The 17,049-nt window shown below is 46.5% G+C and carries 10 protein-coding genes; 3 read left to right on the top strand and 7 right to left on the bottom strand.

Going from position 1 to position 17,049, the window contains the following annotated elements; all coding sequences use genetic code 11:
* Positions 1 to 177: 177 nt before the first annotated feature.
* Both MHH25_RS10925 and MHH25_RS10920 read left to right on the top strand, forming a co-directional pair.
* Positions 178 to 624 (top strand): MarR family transcriptional regulator, encoded by a 447-nt coding sequence (locus tag MHH25_RS10925; RefSeq protein WP_340019984.1) that lies wholly within the window; start codon positions 178 to 180, stop codon positions 622 to 624.
* Between the two features lie 30 nt (positions 625 to 654).
* Positions 655 to 1,998 (top strand): MFS transporter, encoded by a 1,344-nt coding sequence (locus MHH25_RS10920; RefSeq protein WP_340019983.1) that lies wholly within the window; start codon positions 655 to 657, stop codon positions 1,996 to 1,998.
* A 159-nt stretch (positions 1,999 to 2,157) separates the two neighbouring features.
* Here MHH25_RS10920 and MHH25_RS10915 read toward each other — a convergent pair whose 3' ends face one another.
* The 4 genes from MHH25_RS10915 to yicI form a co-directional block, all read right to left on the bottom strand.
* Positions 2,158 to 3,459, bottom strand: a complete 1,302-nt coding sequence (locus MHH25_RS10915) for an MFS transporter (RefSeq protein ID WP_340019982.1) — start codon at positions 3,457 to 3,459, stop codon at positions 2,158 to 2,160.
* An 82-nt stretch (positions 3,460 to 3,541) separates the two neighbouring features.
* Complete coding sequence (locus tag MHH25_RS10910) at positions 3,542 to 6,493, bottom strand: glycoside hydrolase family 3 C-terminal domain-containing protein (RefSeq protein ID WP_340019981.1); 2,952 nt, start codon at positions 6,491 to 6,493, stop codon at positions 3,542 to 3,544.
* Positions 6,494 to 6,512: 19 nt separating this feature from the next.
* Positions 6,513 to 7,523 (bottom strand): aminoglycoside phosphotransferase family protein, encoded by a 1,011-nt coding sequence (locus MHH25_RS10905; protein ID WP_340019980.1) that lies wholly within the window; start codon positions 7,521 to 7,523, stop codon positions 6,513 to 6,515.
* A gap of 75 nt (positions 7,524 to 7,598) precedes the next feature.
* On the bottom strand, positions 7,599 to 9,917 hold the full coding sequence (gene yicI / locus MHH25_RS10900; protein WP_340019979.1) for an alpha-xylosidase: 2,319 nt from the start codon (positions 9,915 to 9,917) through the stop codon (positions 7,599 to 7,601).
* Between the two features lie 172 nt (positions 9,918 to 10,089).
* Between yicI and MHH25_RS10895 the strand changes: the two genes are divergently transcribed.
* Positions 10,090 to 11,010: an AraC family transcriptional regulator gene (locus MHH25_RS10895; RefSeq protein ID WP_340019978.1), complete on the top strand. Its 921-nt coding sequence runs from the start codon at positions 10,090 to 10,092 to the stop codon at positions 11,008 to 11,010.
* Positions 11,011 to 11,175: 165 nt separating this feature from the next.
* Here MHH25_RS10895 and MHH25_RS10890 read toward each other — a convergent pair whose 3' ends face one another.
* The 3 genes from MHH25_RS10890 to helD form a co-directional block, all read right to left on the bottom strand.
* Complete coding sequence (locus MHH25_RS10890; protein ID WP_340019977.1) at positions 11,176 to 12,096, bottom strand: hypothetical protein; 921 nt, start codon at positions 12,094 to 12,096, stop codon at positions 11,176 to 11,178.
* A 385-nt stretch (positions 12,097 to 12,481) separates the two neighbouring features.
* Positions 12,482 to 14,341 carry an adenine deaminase C-terminal domain-containing protein gene (locus MHH25_RS10885; RefSeq protein ID WP_340019976.1) on the bottom strand — a complete coding sequence of 620 codons (1,860 nt, stop codon included), beginning with the start codon at positions 14,339 to 14,341 and terminating at the stop codon, positions 12,482 to 12,484.
* A gap of 310 nt (positions 14,342 to 14,651) precedes the next feature.
* The gene (gene helD, locus MHH25_RS10880) at positions 14,652 to 17,027 is read right to left on the bottom strand and encodes an RNA polymerase recycling motor HelD (RefSeq protein ID WP_340019975.1); all 2,376 of its coding nucleotides are present in this window, start codon (positions 17,025 to 17,027) and stop codon (positions 14,652 to 14,654) included.
* Positions 17,028 to 17,049: the final 22 nt, after the last annotated feature.

Here is a 17,049-nt window from a genome sequence, read left to right as displayed (position 1 = left end):
ATTCTTCAAGCACGCTAGACATCGATCCTATAAAAGCGGTTTCATCCCTATTCTAACAGTATTTTCGGATCATTGCACAGCGCACACGTAAGTTCGATATGAGAATATTCCATTTTGACAAAAATACTTGTTTGACATATAGTTGTTGTAACAACTAATTAATTGGGACATTTTATTATGGAAGCGAGGTCTAGCAATCACATGGACTATACACTGGAACAATCTGTTGGATTCATGCTGGGTTTCACACACCGTAAAGCAGTAGCTTTACTTGCGACACGATTCAAACCTTATGATATTACGACAGAGCAATTTTCTGTTCTCTTTAATGTTGACCGCGGTGAAGGTGTGAATCAGAAGGAGCTCGCTGCACGTGTCTTCAAAGACCAACCCACCACTGCGCGGATTATTGATCTGCTTGAGAAAAAAGGCTGGGTAGAACGCCGGACCAGCGAACAGGATCGCAGAGCCTATCTGTTATATCTCACCACGGAAGGCAAAGCGTTAAATGATATCCTCGTTCCGATTGAAAGAGAAATGAATAAAGAACTTGCTGAAGGTATATCCGAAGACCAGATGGAAGCATTTAAACATACTCTTTCCCTCATTAACCGCAACTTGTAATGAATCACAACTCAGGGGGAATACATCATCATGAAAGAACAATCTACACAACAAGTTAGACTATGGACCACCGATTTTATACTGCTGATGCTGTGCAACTTCTTGTTGTTCTTGCAACTGCACATGATTGTCTCTCCGCTTCCGTCCTACGTTCAGGAGCGATTTCACGCCAATGCATTTGAAGTAAGTTTATTCACCTGTCTATTTGCACTAAGTGCCATAGCAGCCCGTCTCTATTCCGCGAAAGCACTGGAGAAGGGTCTTCGTAACGCCATGATTTATATAGGCCTGTCCGTAGCCCTGCTGGCAACGCTCGGCTATTATTTTGCTGCCGGTATAGCTGTGCTCTTGTTGCTCAGAATGTTGTTTGGTATCGGGTTTGGTATGAGCAGTACCGCTTTTCCAACGATGGCCTCGGACATTGTGCCCGTCAAACGAATGGGTGAAGGTATGGGTTACTTTGGTCTATCAACTAGCCTGGCTATGTCTATGGGGCCAATCATTGGGGTTACTCTGCTCCAGGGTGCAGGTTTTGTAACCCTGATGTTATGTACTGCGGGTGTGCTTGTTGTGATCTATCCACTGAGTTATTCGCTGACACGCAAAAAAGCAGTCAGAACCGATAACAGTACAACCATCATGCCACAAGCCACAACAAGTGCTTCAGGGTCCAACCCAAAACAGAAGACACCTTTCAACCGCAAGCTGATTCTGCCCAGTGTGCTGAATTGCCTATTATCCATCACCTATGGTGGGCTTGTCGGATTCATCGTTTTGTATGGTAAGGAAGCCAATCTGGCCAATCCTGCGCTGTTCTTTTTGTTCAATGCACTCGCCGTGTTATTGGTTAGACCATTTGCAGGACGGATCTATGACAATAAAGGTCCAAAAGCACTGCTCATTCCAGGGGCAATATTCGTTGCTGTTGGCCTCATTCTGCTCTCGTATGCAACCTCCATGTCCCTCCTGTTCATTGCTGCCTTTATCTACGGAATCGGTTATGGTTCCATGCAGTCGTCTCTCCAGACCTGGATGATTCAAGTTGTATCTCCTACTCAACGGGGTATGGCTAATGGTATGTTTTTAAACTCGCTGGATCTGGGTATTGCGACCGGTGCCCTTCTTCTTGGTGCCATTGCGGCCATAACCAGTTATACCGATATGTATCGATATTCCGTGATGTTTATGATTCTGTTCTTGCTTATATATCTGATTCAGGGAAAACGAAGCGGCAGCTTCTCCATTGAACCTCATGCTCTGCTCGCTCATACTCATATTACCGCAACGGAACCACCTCAAGATCAATCCAAGAATTCAGAATCTGGAGCCGGCAACACCGAAACTAGCCAGTCAAATAAAAGCAAACACGAATGATTGGTTAAAGTCATTCTGCTCATAGAAACGAGAAACGCGTTTACACCGAGAAAGCAAATTCATCCGCTTTCTTAGGCGTAAACGCGTTTTTTTTGGAACAAATCTGAATGTTAAACTTAAGACAGCATCGAAATGAACGCAGCATACAGCACCGTCTATCTAAAATGGACTTTTCTTGCGACCTATGGGAGCATACCTTCTACTCGTCTCGATCACATCCATAGATGTTTCATCCTCTTTCTGCTTGCTTCCTGAAGTAGGCTGATCTCCCTTATCCGGTTTAACTGCAAATAAGGTGAGTAATCCGCCCACTGCGCCAGACGCAGCGAGCACACCAAAAAGCAGGAAATGATGAGAACCGATCAACAAAGAAACGACAGGGGGACCGAGAGATACCCCAATGAATCGCATGCTGCTGAACAGAGCCGTGATTGTGCCCCGCTGTTTTTTGTCCACGCCTTCTGTAATCAAGGCATCCAGACATGGTAACGTTGCACCTATTCCGGTACTTCCCAATGTGAAAAGACCTACTACAACATAGATATTATCGAATAAACCTATAATGCCCAGCGATACCGTCAGAAGCGCAAGTCCTGCGAAGCCAAGCCATTTCATTCGCGTTTTGTTCTTCCCAATCCACTTCCCTGCCAGGAAAGAAGACAGACATAACGCTGCCAACGGAATCGCAAGGACAAGTCCTTTAAGTACACCTTTCAGGGCAAATTCGCTCTCCAGCGTTTCGGATAGATAATATAACACACCAAAGATGACAAACATGCAAATACCGCCGATTGCAAACAACGCATACAACCAGCGTCCCTTTTCTTTTAATACGTCCCGAATGGATGCCACAAATTCCGTAAAGGTGGGAGGCTTTTCTTTTTTCCGGGGAGTCTTCACCAGGAAAATAACAAGGACCAGCGAAAGCACACAAAGTATAGGAATAGCCATGAATGGCGCATACCAGAACCAGACTGCCAGCGCTGCACCCAGAATCGGACTTATGACTTTACCAAACGTATTCGAGGTCTCAATGATACCCAGACTTTTACTTACTTCATTCTCATCATTAAACATGTCCCCAACCAACGGGATAACAATAGGAAATGCGCCGGCAGCACCTATTCCCTGCAATAACCTGCCACCCAGAATGGTCCAGTAGGCTATGTTTCCGTTCAGCATCCATGCTGCCACACCAGCGACAGCACCTCCGACGGCTGCAATAACGAGGCTGGGAATGATAACTGCTTTTCTGCCAAAACGATCCGACAAGTACCCTGCAAGAGGAATAAGCAGGATGGCAACCACAGCGTAGACTGTAATGAGCATACTGACCTTAAATGCAGATACCTTCAACTCACGTTCAATCTGTGGCAGGATCGGTATTAGCATGGAATTACCCAAGGTCATAATTAAAGGGATGGAAGCAAGTGCGACGAGGTCCCACTTTTTATCGTTCATACCACAACCACCTTTACAGATTCTACACACAACAGCATTATTGTGCTTGTTTCGGAGGTTGATTATTCAGGACATGCTACAACTACAACAATCTAAAGTGCCGTAACGCTGCTCCACCTTTGAAGATAATATATAGCGCATTCACCTTATGTGGCGCCTCAAGCAAACACTGAACTGTTGTCCACTTGATATCTTTCCCATTCACACTGCCTCCAGGTCCAGAAACTTCACACACACCGAGCAGTTCGCCCTCCAGTCCTTCGGAACGAATCTCCAATCTGCCCTCTTCCCCAAAAGCTGCCACTCTGGCTTCAAATCCTTGTATTTCTTGAACAGCATTATGGTTGAAAGCAATCCAAGACGACTGCTCCTCTCGATATAAAGCTTCCTCCGGAGTGATTGCCCGAACTGCCGAACGTCCTTCCAGACATTCATCCAGTAGAACACCTGCACAAGCATCGTAATTCTCGGCAAAGGTAAGCAAGTGCAGCGGGCGATCAGGAATCGTCTCACCTTCAATTTTAATATCAGCCGACTGACGTATATCTGCGGAAGAACGCCCTGCCAGGATGGCCCAGGTCGCGGTCTCCAGGCAGTATCGATCTCGGGTAACATCCCATAGCGCAAGCTTCTGAACAGGAACTTCGAAACTTATCGTAACACACGTCCCTGCTTTGACTTGAACACGACGGAAAGCAAGCAGTTGCTTCTGAGCACGTTTCACTCGGGAGGTATATGAAGATCCATAGATCTGAACAACTTCATCACTGTCACGTTCACCCTTATTGTGTACCTCCACCTCAATCTTCAATTGATCTGTGGTGGTGGATTCTCCCGAAGCACTGCGACTTACACGAATCGCTTCGTATTCGAATTCGGAATACGTCAGACCATGACCAAATGCATATTGAACCGGTCCTTCATGATACATATAAGTCATGCCATTCTGAATGATGTCATAATCCATCATGTCAGGAAGCTGTGATTCGTCTTCATACCATGTCATGTTTAATCTGCCTGCCGGGGCATAATGACCTAACAGCACATCTGCAAGCGCGTTCCCCAATTCCTGACCTGCATGTGTCATATAAACGATTGCGCGGGCAATACCTTTCAACTCCTGCAAGGCAAATGGATAACTGCCCATAATGACAACCACTGTATTGGGATTGGCTTCACACACGGCTTTGACAAGCTCGACCTGACTTTGCGGAAGCAGCAAACTTGGGCGGTCAATTTCTTCTTTGCCGTTGATATATGGGCTGTTGCCAACAACAACGACAGATGCCTGACTGCCACGTGCAGCTTCTACGGCTTGTTGTATTCCGCTGGTCACAATATCAATATTGAATGCAGAAGGTCTCTGTGTATTGCCTGGTGATTGACTTGCGTGTCCAGAGTCACCAACATCATTCGGATTTGTACCTGTAGCTGTAGTTTGTTCTCCTTGTGGCCGGAGTGGTGATACAGCAGATTGTCCCTGATATTCGCTCAGTCCAACAGGGATACCGTTCCACGTCCGCAAGGTGTTACTTCCATCCGTTAGAGGATCTATGCGAACAACTTCCTTTACAAACCAGCCACCAATCTCCGGTGCGTTTGCCTGATATATGCCTTGCTCGGTTAAGCTAACGTATCGATTATTGTTTACACTTCTCAGCGTATGACTTCCCCAACCCCAATCCTGATGTTCAAATTCGACGGCTGTAGGTGCACTGGCTTCCGGTACAGCGACGAGTGTACCTTGCGCACCAAGAGTTACAACTTGTCCGTTTGTTGTCTTCAGCTGAATACGGTCATTCCCATCCACATAGGTCACGTCTGCTTCAGGTAGGCGATTGCGCAATCCATCTAGGACGGATACTCGATAAGGCAATGTGCCACTGTACCAATCGGTATAGACAACATCCGCAAGTGGCCCAATCACACTGATTTTCTGCAACACTTCTGGCTGCAAGGGAAGTAATCCATCATTTTGGAGCAAAACAATCGATTCGGTAGCGGCACGATAACTAAGTTTGGCATGTTCCGGTGCACATAATACCGACTCGGGAATAGACGCATATGGATTGAGCCCGGACTGATCGAGTTGTCCAAGTCGCATTCGCACACCAAAGATGTTGCGGATCGCTCTGTCCAAATCAGCTATTTTCAACAGATTCTGGTCAAGAGCCTCCTCCAGAGCAGATACAACAAGATCAACTTCATCTGTAAGACAATCCACTCCTGCCTTCAACGCACCTGCTGCTGATTCGGCATGACTGGTATGATAACCATGATAATTCACAGTCTGTGACAGGTCTCCACCATCACATACAATGAAACCTGGCATCGCCCACTCACCCTTAACCACATCATTCACATATGGACTTTCAATGGCAGGTGTACCATTGATGGAATTGTAAGCTGTCATCATGGACAAGGCTCCACCTTCCACAAATGGTGTCTCAAATGCTTTCAAATAATATTCCCGCAGATTGCGCGGATCGATGCTGGATGAACAATTCAGCCGATCTTTCTCATTATTATTGGCAAAAAAGTGTTTCAATGTCGCGACCATTTTCAGATAAAAAGGATCATTTCCCTGCATGCCTTTGACGAGAGCCGCCGACATTTCTCCCGTGAGGACCGGGTCCTCGCCATATCCCTCTTCCGTTCTGCCCCAGCGTGGGTCACGTTCCAGATCAACCGTTGGTGCCCATAATGTTAACCCGTGAACTTCAGGATTACGGTGATGATATGCCCTCGCTTCATCGCCAATGACTGAACCAATCTCCCGCATGAGCCTTGTATTCCAGGTACTTGATAGACCGAGCGGTTGTGGAAATACCGTTGCCTCCCCTTTCCATGCAACCCCGTGGGCAGCTTCGCCCCCAACGTTGTAGGCTGGAATGCCCAGTCTTGGTACAGCTGCTTCGCGTGTAGGAATTAGTCGGATCTTCTCCTCCGTTGTCAATCGTGCAATCAGGTCATCCAACCTTTCCTCAAGTGAAAGTGACGCGTCCCACATCGGGTATTGATGATACTCCTTCATCCTTCATTCCCCCTGCGAATTAGTTAAGTCCAAGTTGCTTCCATTGCTGCAGTAAATCCAGCGTGCGCTGGCGATACTTCTGACCATCTTCAGGTTGGTTGACCTGATGTTCATGAACGTAGGCATTAAAATACGAAGACAGTATTCGGTACGCAAGCCTGCGTGCCTGTCCTTCAGCGGATGAGTCCAGTGGACGATCATATCCTTCATGAAAAGCCACCGATTCTGTCGACAATATGGCTTCAAACTCCCTGTCGGCAAACATGGAACGATCTCCGTCAATGATGGCCGCAATGTTCAGCTCACCATTTTCCTCATGAACAAGTACATTTGCTTCCCACAGGTCATTATGAACGAGTACCGGACGGGTCACTTGATCAAATAAGTCTTTATTTTTGATGAATATAGCTGCAATCTCTTCTCCCACACCTGACATATAATCGGCTTGTGCCGCTTTAAGTGCCGTTTCTTCTGCAAAAGAGTGCAGCACCTCGGACCATTGATCCGAGCCTTTAATCGTCCCATCACCCTGCGGCCAGCCAAACGAAGCACCCTCGACCTGATGCATGATGGCGGTATAGGCGCCAAGCTGATGGTACAATCGCTCTTTGTCTATATCTGAAATCGATGCGTGATCCAGCTGCTTACTCGGGATAAACTCCATAAACATGTACGTTCTTGGAATGATCGATCCGCTGTCATCACAAGCGATAATGTTGGGAGCAGGAATGCCTGCCTTACGGTAATATTCATACACAATCGGTTCAGCCGCCATCATCGTACGTTCAAACGAAAATAGGGGATCACTCGCAGAACCAGCCGTCATCTCACCCCGCTCTGGAGCCAAACGTAAAATCACATCCGTATAGGATGTATGTTCAAGGTGAATCCGATAGGTTGTATTAAAAAGTCCACCTTGCAGGAGACCAAACTCCTTTACTTTGGTATCGCTTCCAAAATTAATTTCTACCAGATGATGCAGCATCTCTGCTGATATCGTGCAGTGCAAACCGGAATTCATTGTACTCATTTCATTCAATCTCCTATCATCGTAGACAAACAGACGGCACCTTTCGGCACCGTCCTTTTCTTTTACTATATCATTTTACAGTTGGATTGTAAGCGCGTTTGCGCCTGTTGCTGCTGTAACAACAACACCATTTGCACCAGACACTTGGGAACCACCTTCAACGCTGGATACACTTTCAATACCGCGAAGCACGATGTTCCAAGGTTTACCTGCACCTTCAGCACGAACATCCAGCACTGATCCATTACGTGTAACGTTAACTGTCAGCTCCTGTTCAGCCGCTTGGTTCACAACGACCGCTTGAGCCGTTTGACCATCAGCCAGTTCGAACAAGTGCAGGGACACATCATTTGCAAAGTCGTAATCCGGTTTACTATCCACAGCACCCACAGCGATCAGACTGTTTGGCTTAATCATCATTGGCAGTGTTTTGAAGTCATGGTTTTCACTGATCCAGCGTCCACCTTGTACTTTCGCTCCTGTCAGATAGTTCGTCCAAGTTCCTTCAGGCAGGTAGTAGCGCACATCGCCTTCCTTATTGAAGATTGGAGCCACCAGAATTGAATCACCGAACATGTATTGCGTATCCAGGCTGTATGTTGTTGGGTCCTCTGGGAAGTCCAGCAGCATCGCGCGCATCATCGGAATACCTTTTACCGTTGACTCCACCGCAGAATTGTACAGGTACGGCATCAGGCTGATTTTGAGTTTGGTAAAGTCACGAACAACGTCCACGGATTCCTCGTCAAACAGCCAAGGCACACGATACGAAGTGCTTCCGTGCAGGCGACTGTGTGAAGATAACAGTCCGAATTGTACCCAACGTTTGTAGACATCAGGGCTCGCTGTGCTTTCAAAACCACTGATATCATGGCTCCAGAATCCGAAACCGGAAAGCCCCAGTGAGAGGCCACCACGAAGTGATTCAGCCATGGATTCATACGTGGAGGAACAGTCACCGCCCCAGTGAACCGGGAACTGTTGACCACCTGCTGTTGCAGAGCGTGCAAACAGGGCAGCTTCGTTTTTGCCAATCTTCTCTTCAAGCAATTCAAATACAGCTTTGTTATAGAGCTGTGTATAATAGTTGTGCATTTTAACGGGATCAGAACCATCGAAGTACACAACATCTGTCGGAATTCTTTCGCCGAAGTCAGTCTTGAAGGAATCTACACCTTGATCCAGCAGGACTTCCAGCTTGCTCTTATACCAGTTCACAGCATCCGGATTCGTGAAGTCAACCAGAGCCATACCTGCTTGCCACATATCCCATTGCCATACGCTGCCATCCGCTGTTTTCACCAGATAACCGTTCTCCATACCTTCATCGAACAAGTATGATTTTTCTGCAATATATGGATTGATCCAAGCACAGATTTTAAGACCCTTTTCTTTCAGACGTGCAAGCATGCCTTCCGGATCCGGGAACATCGCTTCATCCCATACAAAATCAGACCATTGGTATTCCTTCATCCAGAAGCAGTCAAAATGGAATACAGACAGCGGAAGATCACGTTCTGCCATGCCATCTACGAAATGGTTAACCGTTGCTTCATCATAATCCGTTGTGAATGATGTTGTCAGCCACAGACCAAAAGTCCATGCCGGTGGAAGCGCTGGTTTACCTGTTAATTTCGTATAATTATCAAGTACATCCTTTGGATTGTCACCGCCGATAATGAAGTACTCCAACGTCTCGCCTTCTACGCTGAACTGAACTTTAGATACATTCTCGGATGCAATCTCATACGATACGCGTTCAGGATGGTTTACAAATACGCCATATCCTTTATTGGACAAATAAAACGGAATGTTTTTATAGGACTGCTCACTGCTTGTACCGCCGTCCTCATTCCAGGTATCGACGATTTGACCATTCTTAACAAACGGTGTGAAGCGCTCACCTAGTCCGTAAACGTATTCACCAATACCTAGATCAAGCTGCTCCCGGAAGTACGCTTCCTTGCTTGGACCTGTAATATAACCGGCAGCTCTTTGACCGCTACCTGTAATCCGTTTTCCTCCATACAGGAAGCTAATATCCCAACCGTTTGTTTTGTCGATTTGAACTTCCAGATTGCCGCTTTTCAAAACAGCACCTTGTTCATTTTTTGAGATCTCAACGTTGGCTTCTTGTGTGTTAAGCTCAAATACAGGCCCTTTTTTCACTCCGCCCTTATGGTGATTCAAGGTTACACGAATAACGTTAGGCATTGGTGAGCTATACGTTGCTTTCAGCAATGTACCGTTCAACGTGTCGCCTTTGCTGCGAATATATTTAGTTGCCGCATATACGGTCAAAGAATTATCTTTTTGCACAATATCACGAATGTCAGTCGGGTTTTGAATCTGGTACCCTTCACGAGTCATCCAGAATCCATCAGTAAATTTCATGTTTTCTTTCCCCCTTTGGTTATATTATAATAATATTGATATTAATAACGAATTTCTTCTCTTATTTTGACCAAATATATCACGATTTTGATAATAAACATCCGATTCTTGAACATCATCACCAATCTATGGAAACGATTACATTAATAATGATACAAAAGGAGAATCTGATATGGAACGTGAACGATTACGGGAAGACCGGATTCACGGCAATGCCATGTATCCCGTCAGTGTGTACCCAGATATTCAACAACTGAACGGGGATAGCATTCTCGATTGCCACTGGCATGATGAGATGGAGTTCACCATGGTTACTCAGGGCTGCGCCGTCTTTCAAATTGATATGAACACCATTGAGGTTCAAGCTGGAGAAGCCATTTTCATCAATCGAGGTGAGATTCATGCGGGGTATCTGAAGGGCGATGTGCCCTGCATATTCTCTTCCATTGTATTTAATCCCGAACTGCTTGGCAGCCGTGCCTTCGATACGGTCCAAGAGAAATTCATCGGTCCACTGGTACGCAAAACGGTGATTCCCCCCAGTCATATCAAGGCAGATGAGAACTGGGGACAAGAAATTCTGGATCACCTGAAACGCATATTTGCGGACCATGCTACCCGAACCGAAACATGTGAAATGTCAACGAAAGCCTACCTGTACCTCATATTTGCCCGAATGTTCGAACATATGAGACCTGCTCCGCTCAAAGGCACTGTAGCTACAGGCAGTCATGACAAGGTAGAGCGCCTGAAATCCGTGCTCAGTTATATTCACAAACGGTATCCTGAACCATTAAAGCTGAAAGAACTGGCCGATGAGGCCAATATGAGCGAAGGGCACTTCTGTCGTTTCTTCAAACAAATGGTACAGAAAACACCTGTTGATTACATTAACTATTACCGTGTTCAGCAGGCCTGCGTTCAGCTTGAGAATACAGATCACAAGATTGTTGATATCGCCATGGATGTGGGTTTTGAGCATCTAAGCTACTTCATCACTACATTTAAAAAGCATAAAGCCACTACACCTTCACAGTATCGCAAAATGTTCTATGAGAACGTAAGAATGGAGTCTGCCCTGGTTCAGGTGTAAAAGAAGAAGGTGCTCACAGCTATTCAGCTGCAAACACCTTCTTTATCTTCTTTATCAACTTCCAGCCAATGAATAAGATAACGCTCTGATCTGAGCCACACTGGCTCAGTTAGAACTCATCTCATTCGCTGCTATCAGCCTTACGCTTTGAAGCTTAACAGTTTCTCACTTTTTCAGTGTCTTCCATGAAGTGTACTCATGTACGGAGAAACCGTTAAAGGACGCATGTACTGAAGCCATTTTTTCGACCAATTTTAATTGTGCTTCCATATAAGCAGATCCCTCTTCATAAAAAGTAATGAAGTCACCTTCCTTGCTTTGCTTTGTTTCCACGGCGATTGAGATCGTCTTGCCAAGCAGAGCTGCTTCCGCAAGTTCATCCTTCGCTACACTATAGATTGCAGCAGCTGTATCACGGTAAGCCATAATGGTGATGGAATCAAACTTGCGGATCATCCAGCTGCTAACCGCCATCGTAGAACCCGGAATTTTGTAGTTATCGAGCCAGAAAGGCAGATCAGCCGCTACCGGCATCTTCAGCCGTGATGCTCGCTCAACAATATACTCCACATTGCCTTGCCACTGGGTAATTACACTGGCCTGATTGATTTTCCACTGTGGGTGCACATGTGGCTCAATATCCAGATGAATACCAGCAAATTTCTCATTGGACAACGCCTGCGCCTGATATGCCTCGATCCAGTCCAGGAAAGATGCAATCTGTTCCCGACTTTCCGTCAATCCCCACGCTGATCTTCCATCCATGACGTCAACCGCAATGTTCTTGGCTCTCGCCTGGCGGATAAAGCTTTTATACTCAGGAATCTTTATATCCCGGTTCATCTGCAGATAGATCGTATTGATCTTGTTCGCTGTAGCGTAATTTAACACCTCTTGAGGATTACTTCGGATCTGGGTGGTATCCCACACCCAAGTCGCTCTCACCGGCACATCAAGCTCTCCATGAATCGTTGCATAACTGTCGACCGAACCATCCGCAATGGCTTTGGAAGAACAGGCTGTACTCGCACACAGGATCAAACAACTCAGTAATAAGATAAAACGGTAACCCCTTTTGCTTTTCATATTTGTACACTCCCTCTGAAGTTATCAGCTCTGACGTGCAAATCTGGATGAAATTGTGTCGTTTCATATTCATTTAATGGATACTTATTAGGTACGACGAATTGGTATTGCTTTTATATGCAATATCATCTTTAAGACTTACGACGAAAGAATCATATAACTATATTTCGGGAATTCGTAGTTCTGTATGTATAGTTCAAAAGTCACAATTATTTATTATTTTCAAATTCAATCCTTATTCCAGCATGACTTCAGTCATTATTGCCATATGTACACCAAGCTCCAGAAGACCTAGAAAGCGTTTTCTCTCAAAATACACCGAAAAACCGCCCTAAGGCGGCTTTAAATGGAACCCTATTTAATGATGTCTAGTCGACATTTCCGTTCATTTATTACCCGATGGAGCTACTGGTGTATTGTCAACCACTTCATCGAAAAGGGACACGAGTTCAATACCTTCTGCCGAGATCCGCACAAGACCCTTGTCGGACAAACGTAATTCTGGAATCACAACCAGCGCGAGCAACGAAAGCGTCATGAACGCATTATTCAATGTACATCCCGCGGACTGTAAAGCTTCACTGACTGCTGCCGATTGGGCTGCAACGACTTCAAAAGATTCAGTTGACATCAAACCTGCAATCCGCAGCGGGAATTCAGTTACCCCTGCTGCCGTTACCACGGCCACCCCGCCCTGCATACGAATGACGCGATTACCGGCTTCAGCCATTAGCGCATCATCATTACCGATAATCAACAGGTTGTGACTATCATGAGCAACCGTCATCGCAATCGCTGCAGGTGATGTGAAGCCGATGCCTCCAACAAGTGCTACCGCTCGATTCCCAGTTTGTTTGTGACGTTCCAATACCGCAATTTTGCATACTTCCCCTGAAGTTGAAACCACAACCTTGCCGTTCTCTACGGTAACAGGCAGGTGTTTCTCCTTTGTATCCACATGGTTCTCTGTCACATGAATGATTTTGGCACCAATCGTCCCCTCTTGAATCGGCGCAGCCAACTCCAGATCTACTGGCTGAATATTAGCTTCTAACTTCACCGTGTTCAGCGCTTCCTCCGGGTACGTGAAGCTGTCCCAGACCGCCGTCATCTTCCCATTCTCGGCAACAACTTGCCCGGCAGCAATCGTCATACCCACACGTACATCCGCCAACCGGCCGTCCAGCAGAATAATATCGGCTATATTGCCTGGAATAATCGCTCCAATGTCGCGCGCAACACCGAAACGCTCAGCCGTGTTAATGGTTGCCATCTGGAAAGCCGTGACCGGCTTCACCCCTTGGGAGATTGCGAGACGAACAACAAAATCCATATGTCCTTCTTTGAGCAGCGATTCAGAGCTTCGATCATCAGTCACCAGCATCATCCGGCGTGTATCCAGACCAAGCTCAGTGCAGGCTTTGATTGTCTCAGCCACATCATGCCATGCCGAACCTTGGCGCATCTTCGCGTACATCCCGAGGCGCAGACGTTCAACCACATCTTCCTTGGTCACACATTCATGATCACCTGTAACGCCACTCGCTGCGTAGGCTGGCAGACGCCAGTCATCTGCAGCCCAGGTGAAATGACCGTCTGCCACTTTACCTGCCCGGAGGGTCGCCTGTATCTCACCAATCATCGTCTCATCCCCATAGACCACCCCAGGGAAGTTCATCACTTCACCAAGACCAATCATGTCCGGACCCCAGGAAAGAGCCTCAGCTACCTCTTCAGGCCCGATATAAGCACCTGTTGTCTCCAATCCTGGATGCGTGGAAGGCACACAGGAAGCCACCTGCATATAAGCTGCCATCGGTGTGGTCCGTGCTTCATCCAGCATCAGTCTCAGACCTTTGAGGCCAAGCACGTTAGAGATCTCATGAGGGTCAAAGAAACCTCCGGTCGTGCCTGAAGGCAACACCGCTCTCGCAAACTCGGTTACTTTCATCTGTGTACTTTCGATATGGCAGTGTCCATCCAGCAGACCAGGAGCGATATACTTACCGTTTGCTTCAATAATCCGCGTATGTTCTCCGATAGTGTGGCTTACATCTTTACCAACATAAGCGATTCGAGCTCCCTGTACAGCTATGGACATCTCAGGCAAAATCTCACCCGATATCACGTTTACCAGCGTACCTCCCCGAATGACCAAAGTCGCTGGCAAATCTCCCCGTGCTGTAGCGACCAGATCCGGTACACAATCGGCCATAAGTGGCCGTTCAAAAGATGGTTTGTTCATTTTGTTGCCTCCTTTAATAAACGATCCAAAAAAAATATATTGTTACGATTATATGAGTCCGGACCTCATGTGTAAAGAAAAATCACATCCATTGTGTTTAAATACAAATTATGCAGACGTATTTATCCACGGGACCCAATCCTTACGAATTCACGTTAGGTATTTTTATCAATACGATCACCTATATGGCTGTAACCTCATCACGTATAATTCCCTCGCTAAGCTAGCTTCTTCCCGATATATGTATCATATACAGAAAAACTCCCGTTCCATTGAACGGAAGCCTTCTTTATGCATATGAAGTGTTATGTCAGTCCACTTGCGCAGTAGACACCTTGCCAAGATCATACTGTTCTTCCGACTGGGCGGTAATGAACGGACTTGGTGTGCCCACGCAGTAAACGTGCAGCAGATGCATCGCTCGTGTACAAGCCGTATAGAACAACTTGCGTTCATGCTCCTGAGCATACTGCTCCGCAGAGCCGTCATAGATCAGGACAGCATCGAATTCCACACCTTTGGCAAGATACGCCGGGATGACATGAACACCCTGCTCAAAAGCCAGCGTCGTTTTTTTGATTAACTTCGGTGCTGTGGGCAGCACCTTACTCAATGCAGCATGTACGTCTCTGCTCTCTTCGGCGGTTTTGCAGATAACTGCAACCGATTCGTACCCTTCCTTAATCAAGTGCTTGAGGTCTGTCGTGATTACATTCATATGACGCTCTGAATCAGAAGAAACGATCACTTTAGGTTTCTCACCGCTGCGGTTAAATGGAATAATCTCTTCCCCACCAGGCACCATGCCACGTGTAAACTCCACGATCTCCCGGGTAGATCGATAACTTCTGGTCAGCTCAATGACTTCCGTGTTGTCTGGTCCGTACAGGTTAGTCAAGGGTCCTGTTCCACTAAGTACTGAAGAGTGGGCATAGATTGCCTGATTAAAGTCACCAAGTGCTGTTATTTTCGCCCGTGGGAACAATCTCTTCATAAATGCCAACTGAAACGCGGAATAATCCTGGGCTTCATCAATAATGACATGACGAATATTCGAGTTAATATGGAATCCAAGCATAAGCTCACGCAAGTACAAGTATGGCGTAATATCTTCATATGCCAACTCCTGAAGCTTCAATCTGCGTAAAGTCATCTTACAGATTTCATCCCATTGAGCAGGCAGCGCTTCGTCACCCAGCAATCGCTCCATCTGAGCCTGATCGTTGAATAGATGTGCATATAATTGTCTTATATCAACGAATCGTAAGGACTTAATCCATTTTCGCAACGGTTTGAGTCGGTCACTGACCACCATACGTGCCAGAATCCCTCTTTCCTGCTCGAAGTCATTAAACGTATGGGTCTTTCCTTTTTGCTTGCGCTTCAACCGTTGATACGCGCGTTGCAGATCCTCCGGCTCCATCAGATCAAGTTGCTGATCAACCCAAGGCGCATCCAGTTCACCTTTACCAAAGGCAGACAGTTCTTTCAGCATCCAGTCCCGTAACATCTCCAGTCGACTCACCAGCTTAACGGATGACTCGAAACTGTAGAATTTCTCAGCCATAGCCTCTGACGTGACAATCGCTCGGCCCTGAAAGCGAACCGGCTTGAATTTCATGCCACCTGACAACATACTTTCCTTATAACGTGTAATCACCTTGAGGAAAGATTCGGATGACTTGAACCGAATGCTGGACATGCGCACATCGTAATCGGGATCTTCCGTCCCCGTAAGTACATATTCAAGCTGAATAAACGGATCTTCCAGTTGATATTCACGACCCAAACGGCGCTCCAGATACTCCTGGAAGGTCGTTTGCAACATGTTTTCCTCCCCAAGCTCAGGCAGTACCGTGGAGACATAACTGTTGAACATTGGATTTGGTGAAAAAAGAACCATCTGATCCGCTTGCAGATGCTCGCGGTATTTATAGAGAAGATATGCCACACGCTGGAGCGCCGCGGATGTTTTGCCACTGCCGGCTGCGCCTTGCACAATGAGCATGCGTGTTCGGTCATTACGGATAATCCGGTTTTGCTCCTTCTGAATGGTCGCTACAATACTCTTCATCTGTGCATCCGAAGTTCGACTGAGCACGGCCTGCAACAACTCATCACCAATCGTAACCCCTGTGTCAAACATAAACCGGATACGACCGTCCCGAATGACAAACTGTCGCTTCATCTCTATATCACCGCTGATCTCCCCACTGGGTGTATGATACGTGATTGGACCCGGTGCTCCGTCATAATACAGGTTGGAGATTGGCGCACGCCAGTCGTAGACCAGAAAAGATTCTTCCTTCTCATCCAGCAACGATGCAATGCCGAGATAAATGCGTTCTGCATTTGGATATCCATCTTCTTTGAAATCAATGCGACCAAAATACGGTGAATGATGCAGTCGTTTCATTTTATCCAACGCAGCTGCTGTATTGAGATGGCTGCGCTCCCGATCGGACAGTACCTGTGACTGCTGCCGCATGCTGGTTGAAGTCTCCCCAACATCATCCGCTTCGCTAAAGTTCATCGTGACTTCATCCCAGAAATCTTTTCTCATGCCAACCACTTCGTCACGGAAGGAACCAACTTCATCTTCCAGCGTTGTGATCTTGCGTTCAATTTGATCGGTCACGGTGTTGACCCGTTGTTGTTCCTTAATCCATTGCTGATCTGTACTCATATGTTAATAGCCCCTCTTTCCC

It is taken from the genome of Paenibacillus sp. FSL H3-0457 (assembly GCF_037981725.1).
Taxonomy (GTDB): Bacteria; Bacillota; Bacilli; order Paenibacillales; family Paenibacillaceae; genus Paenibacillus; species Paenibacillus amylolyticus.
Note: the sequence above shows the minus strand (reverse complement) of the source record. Positions and strands in the feature narration are given on the sequence as shown.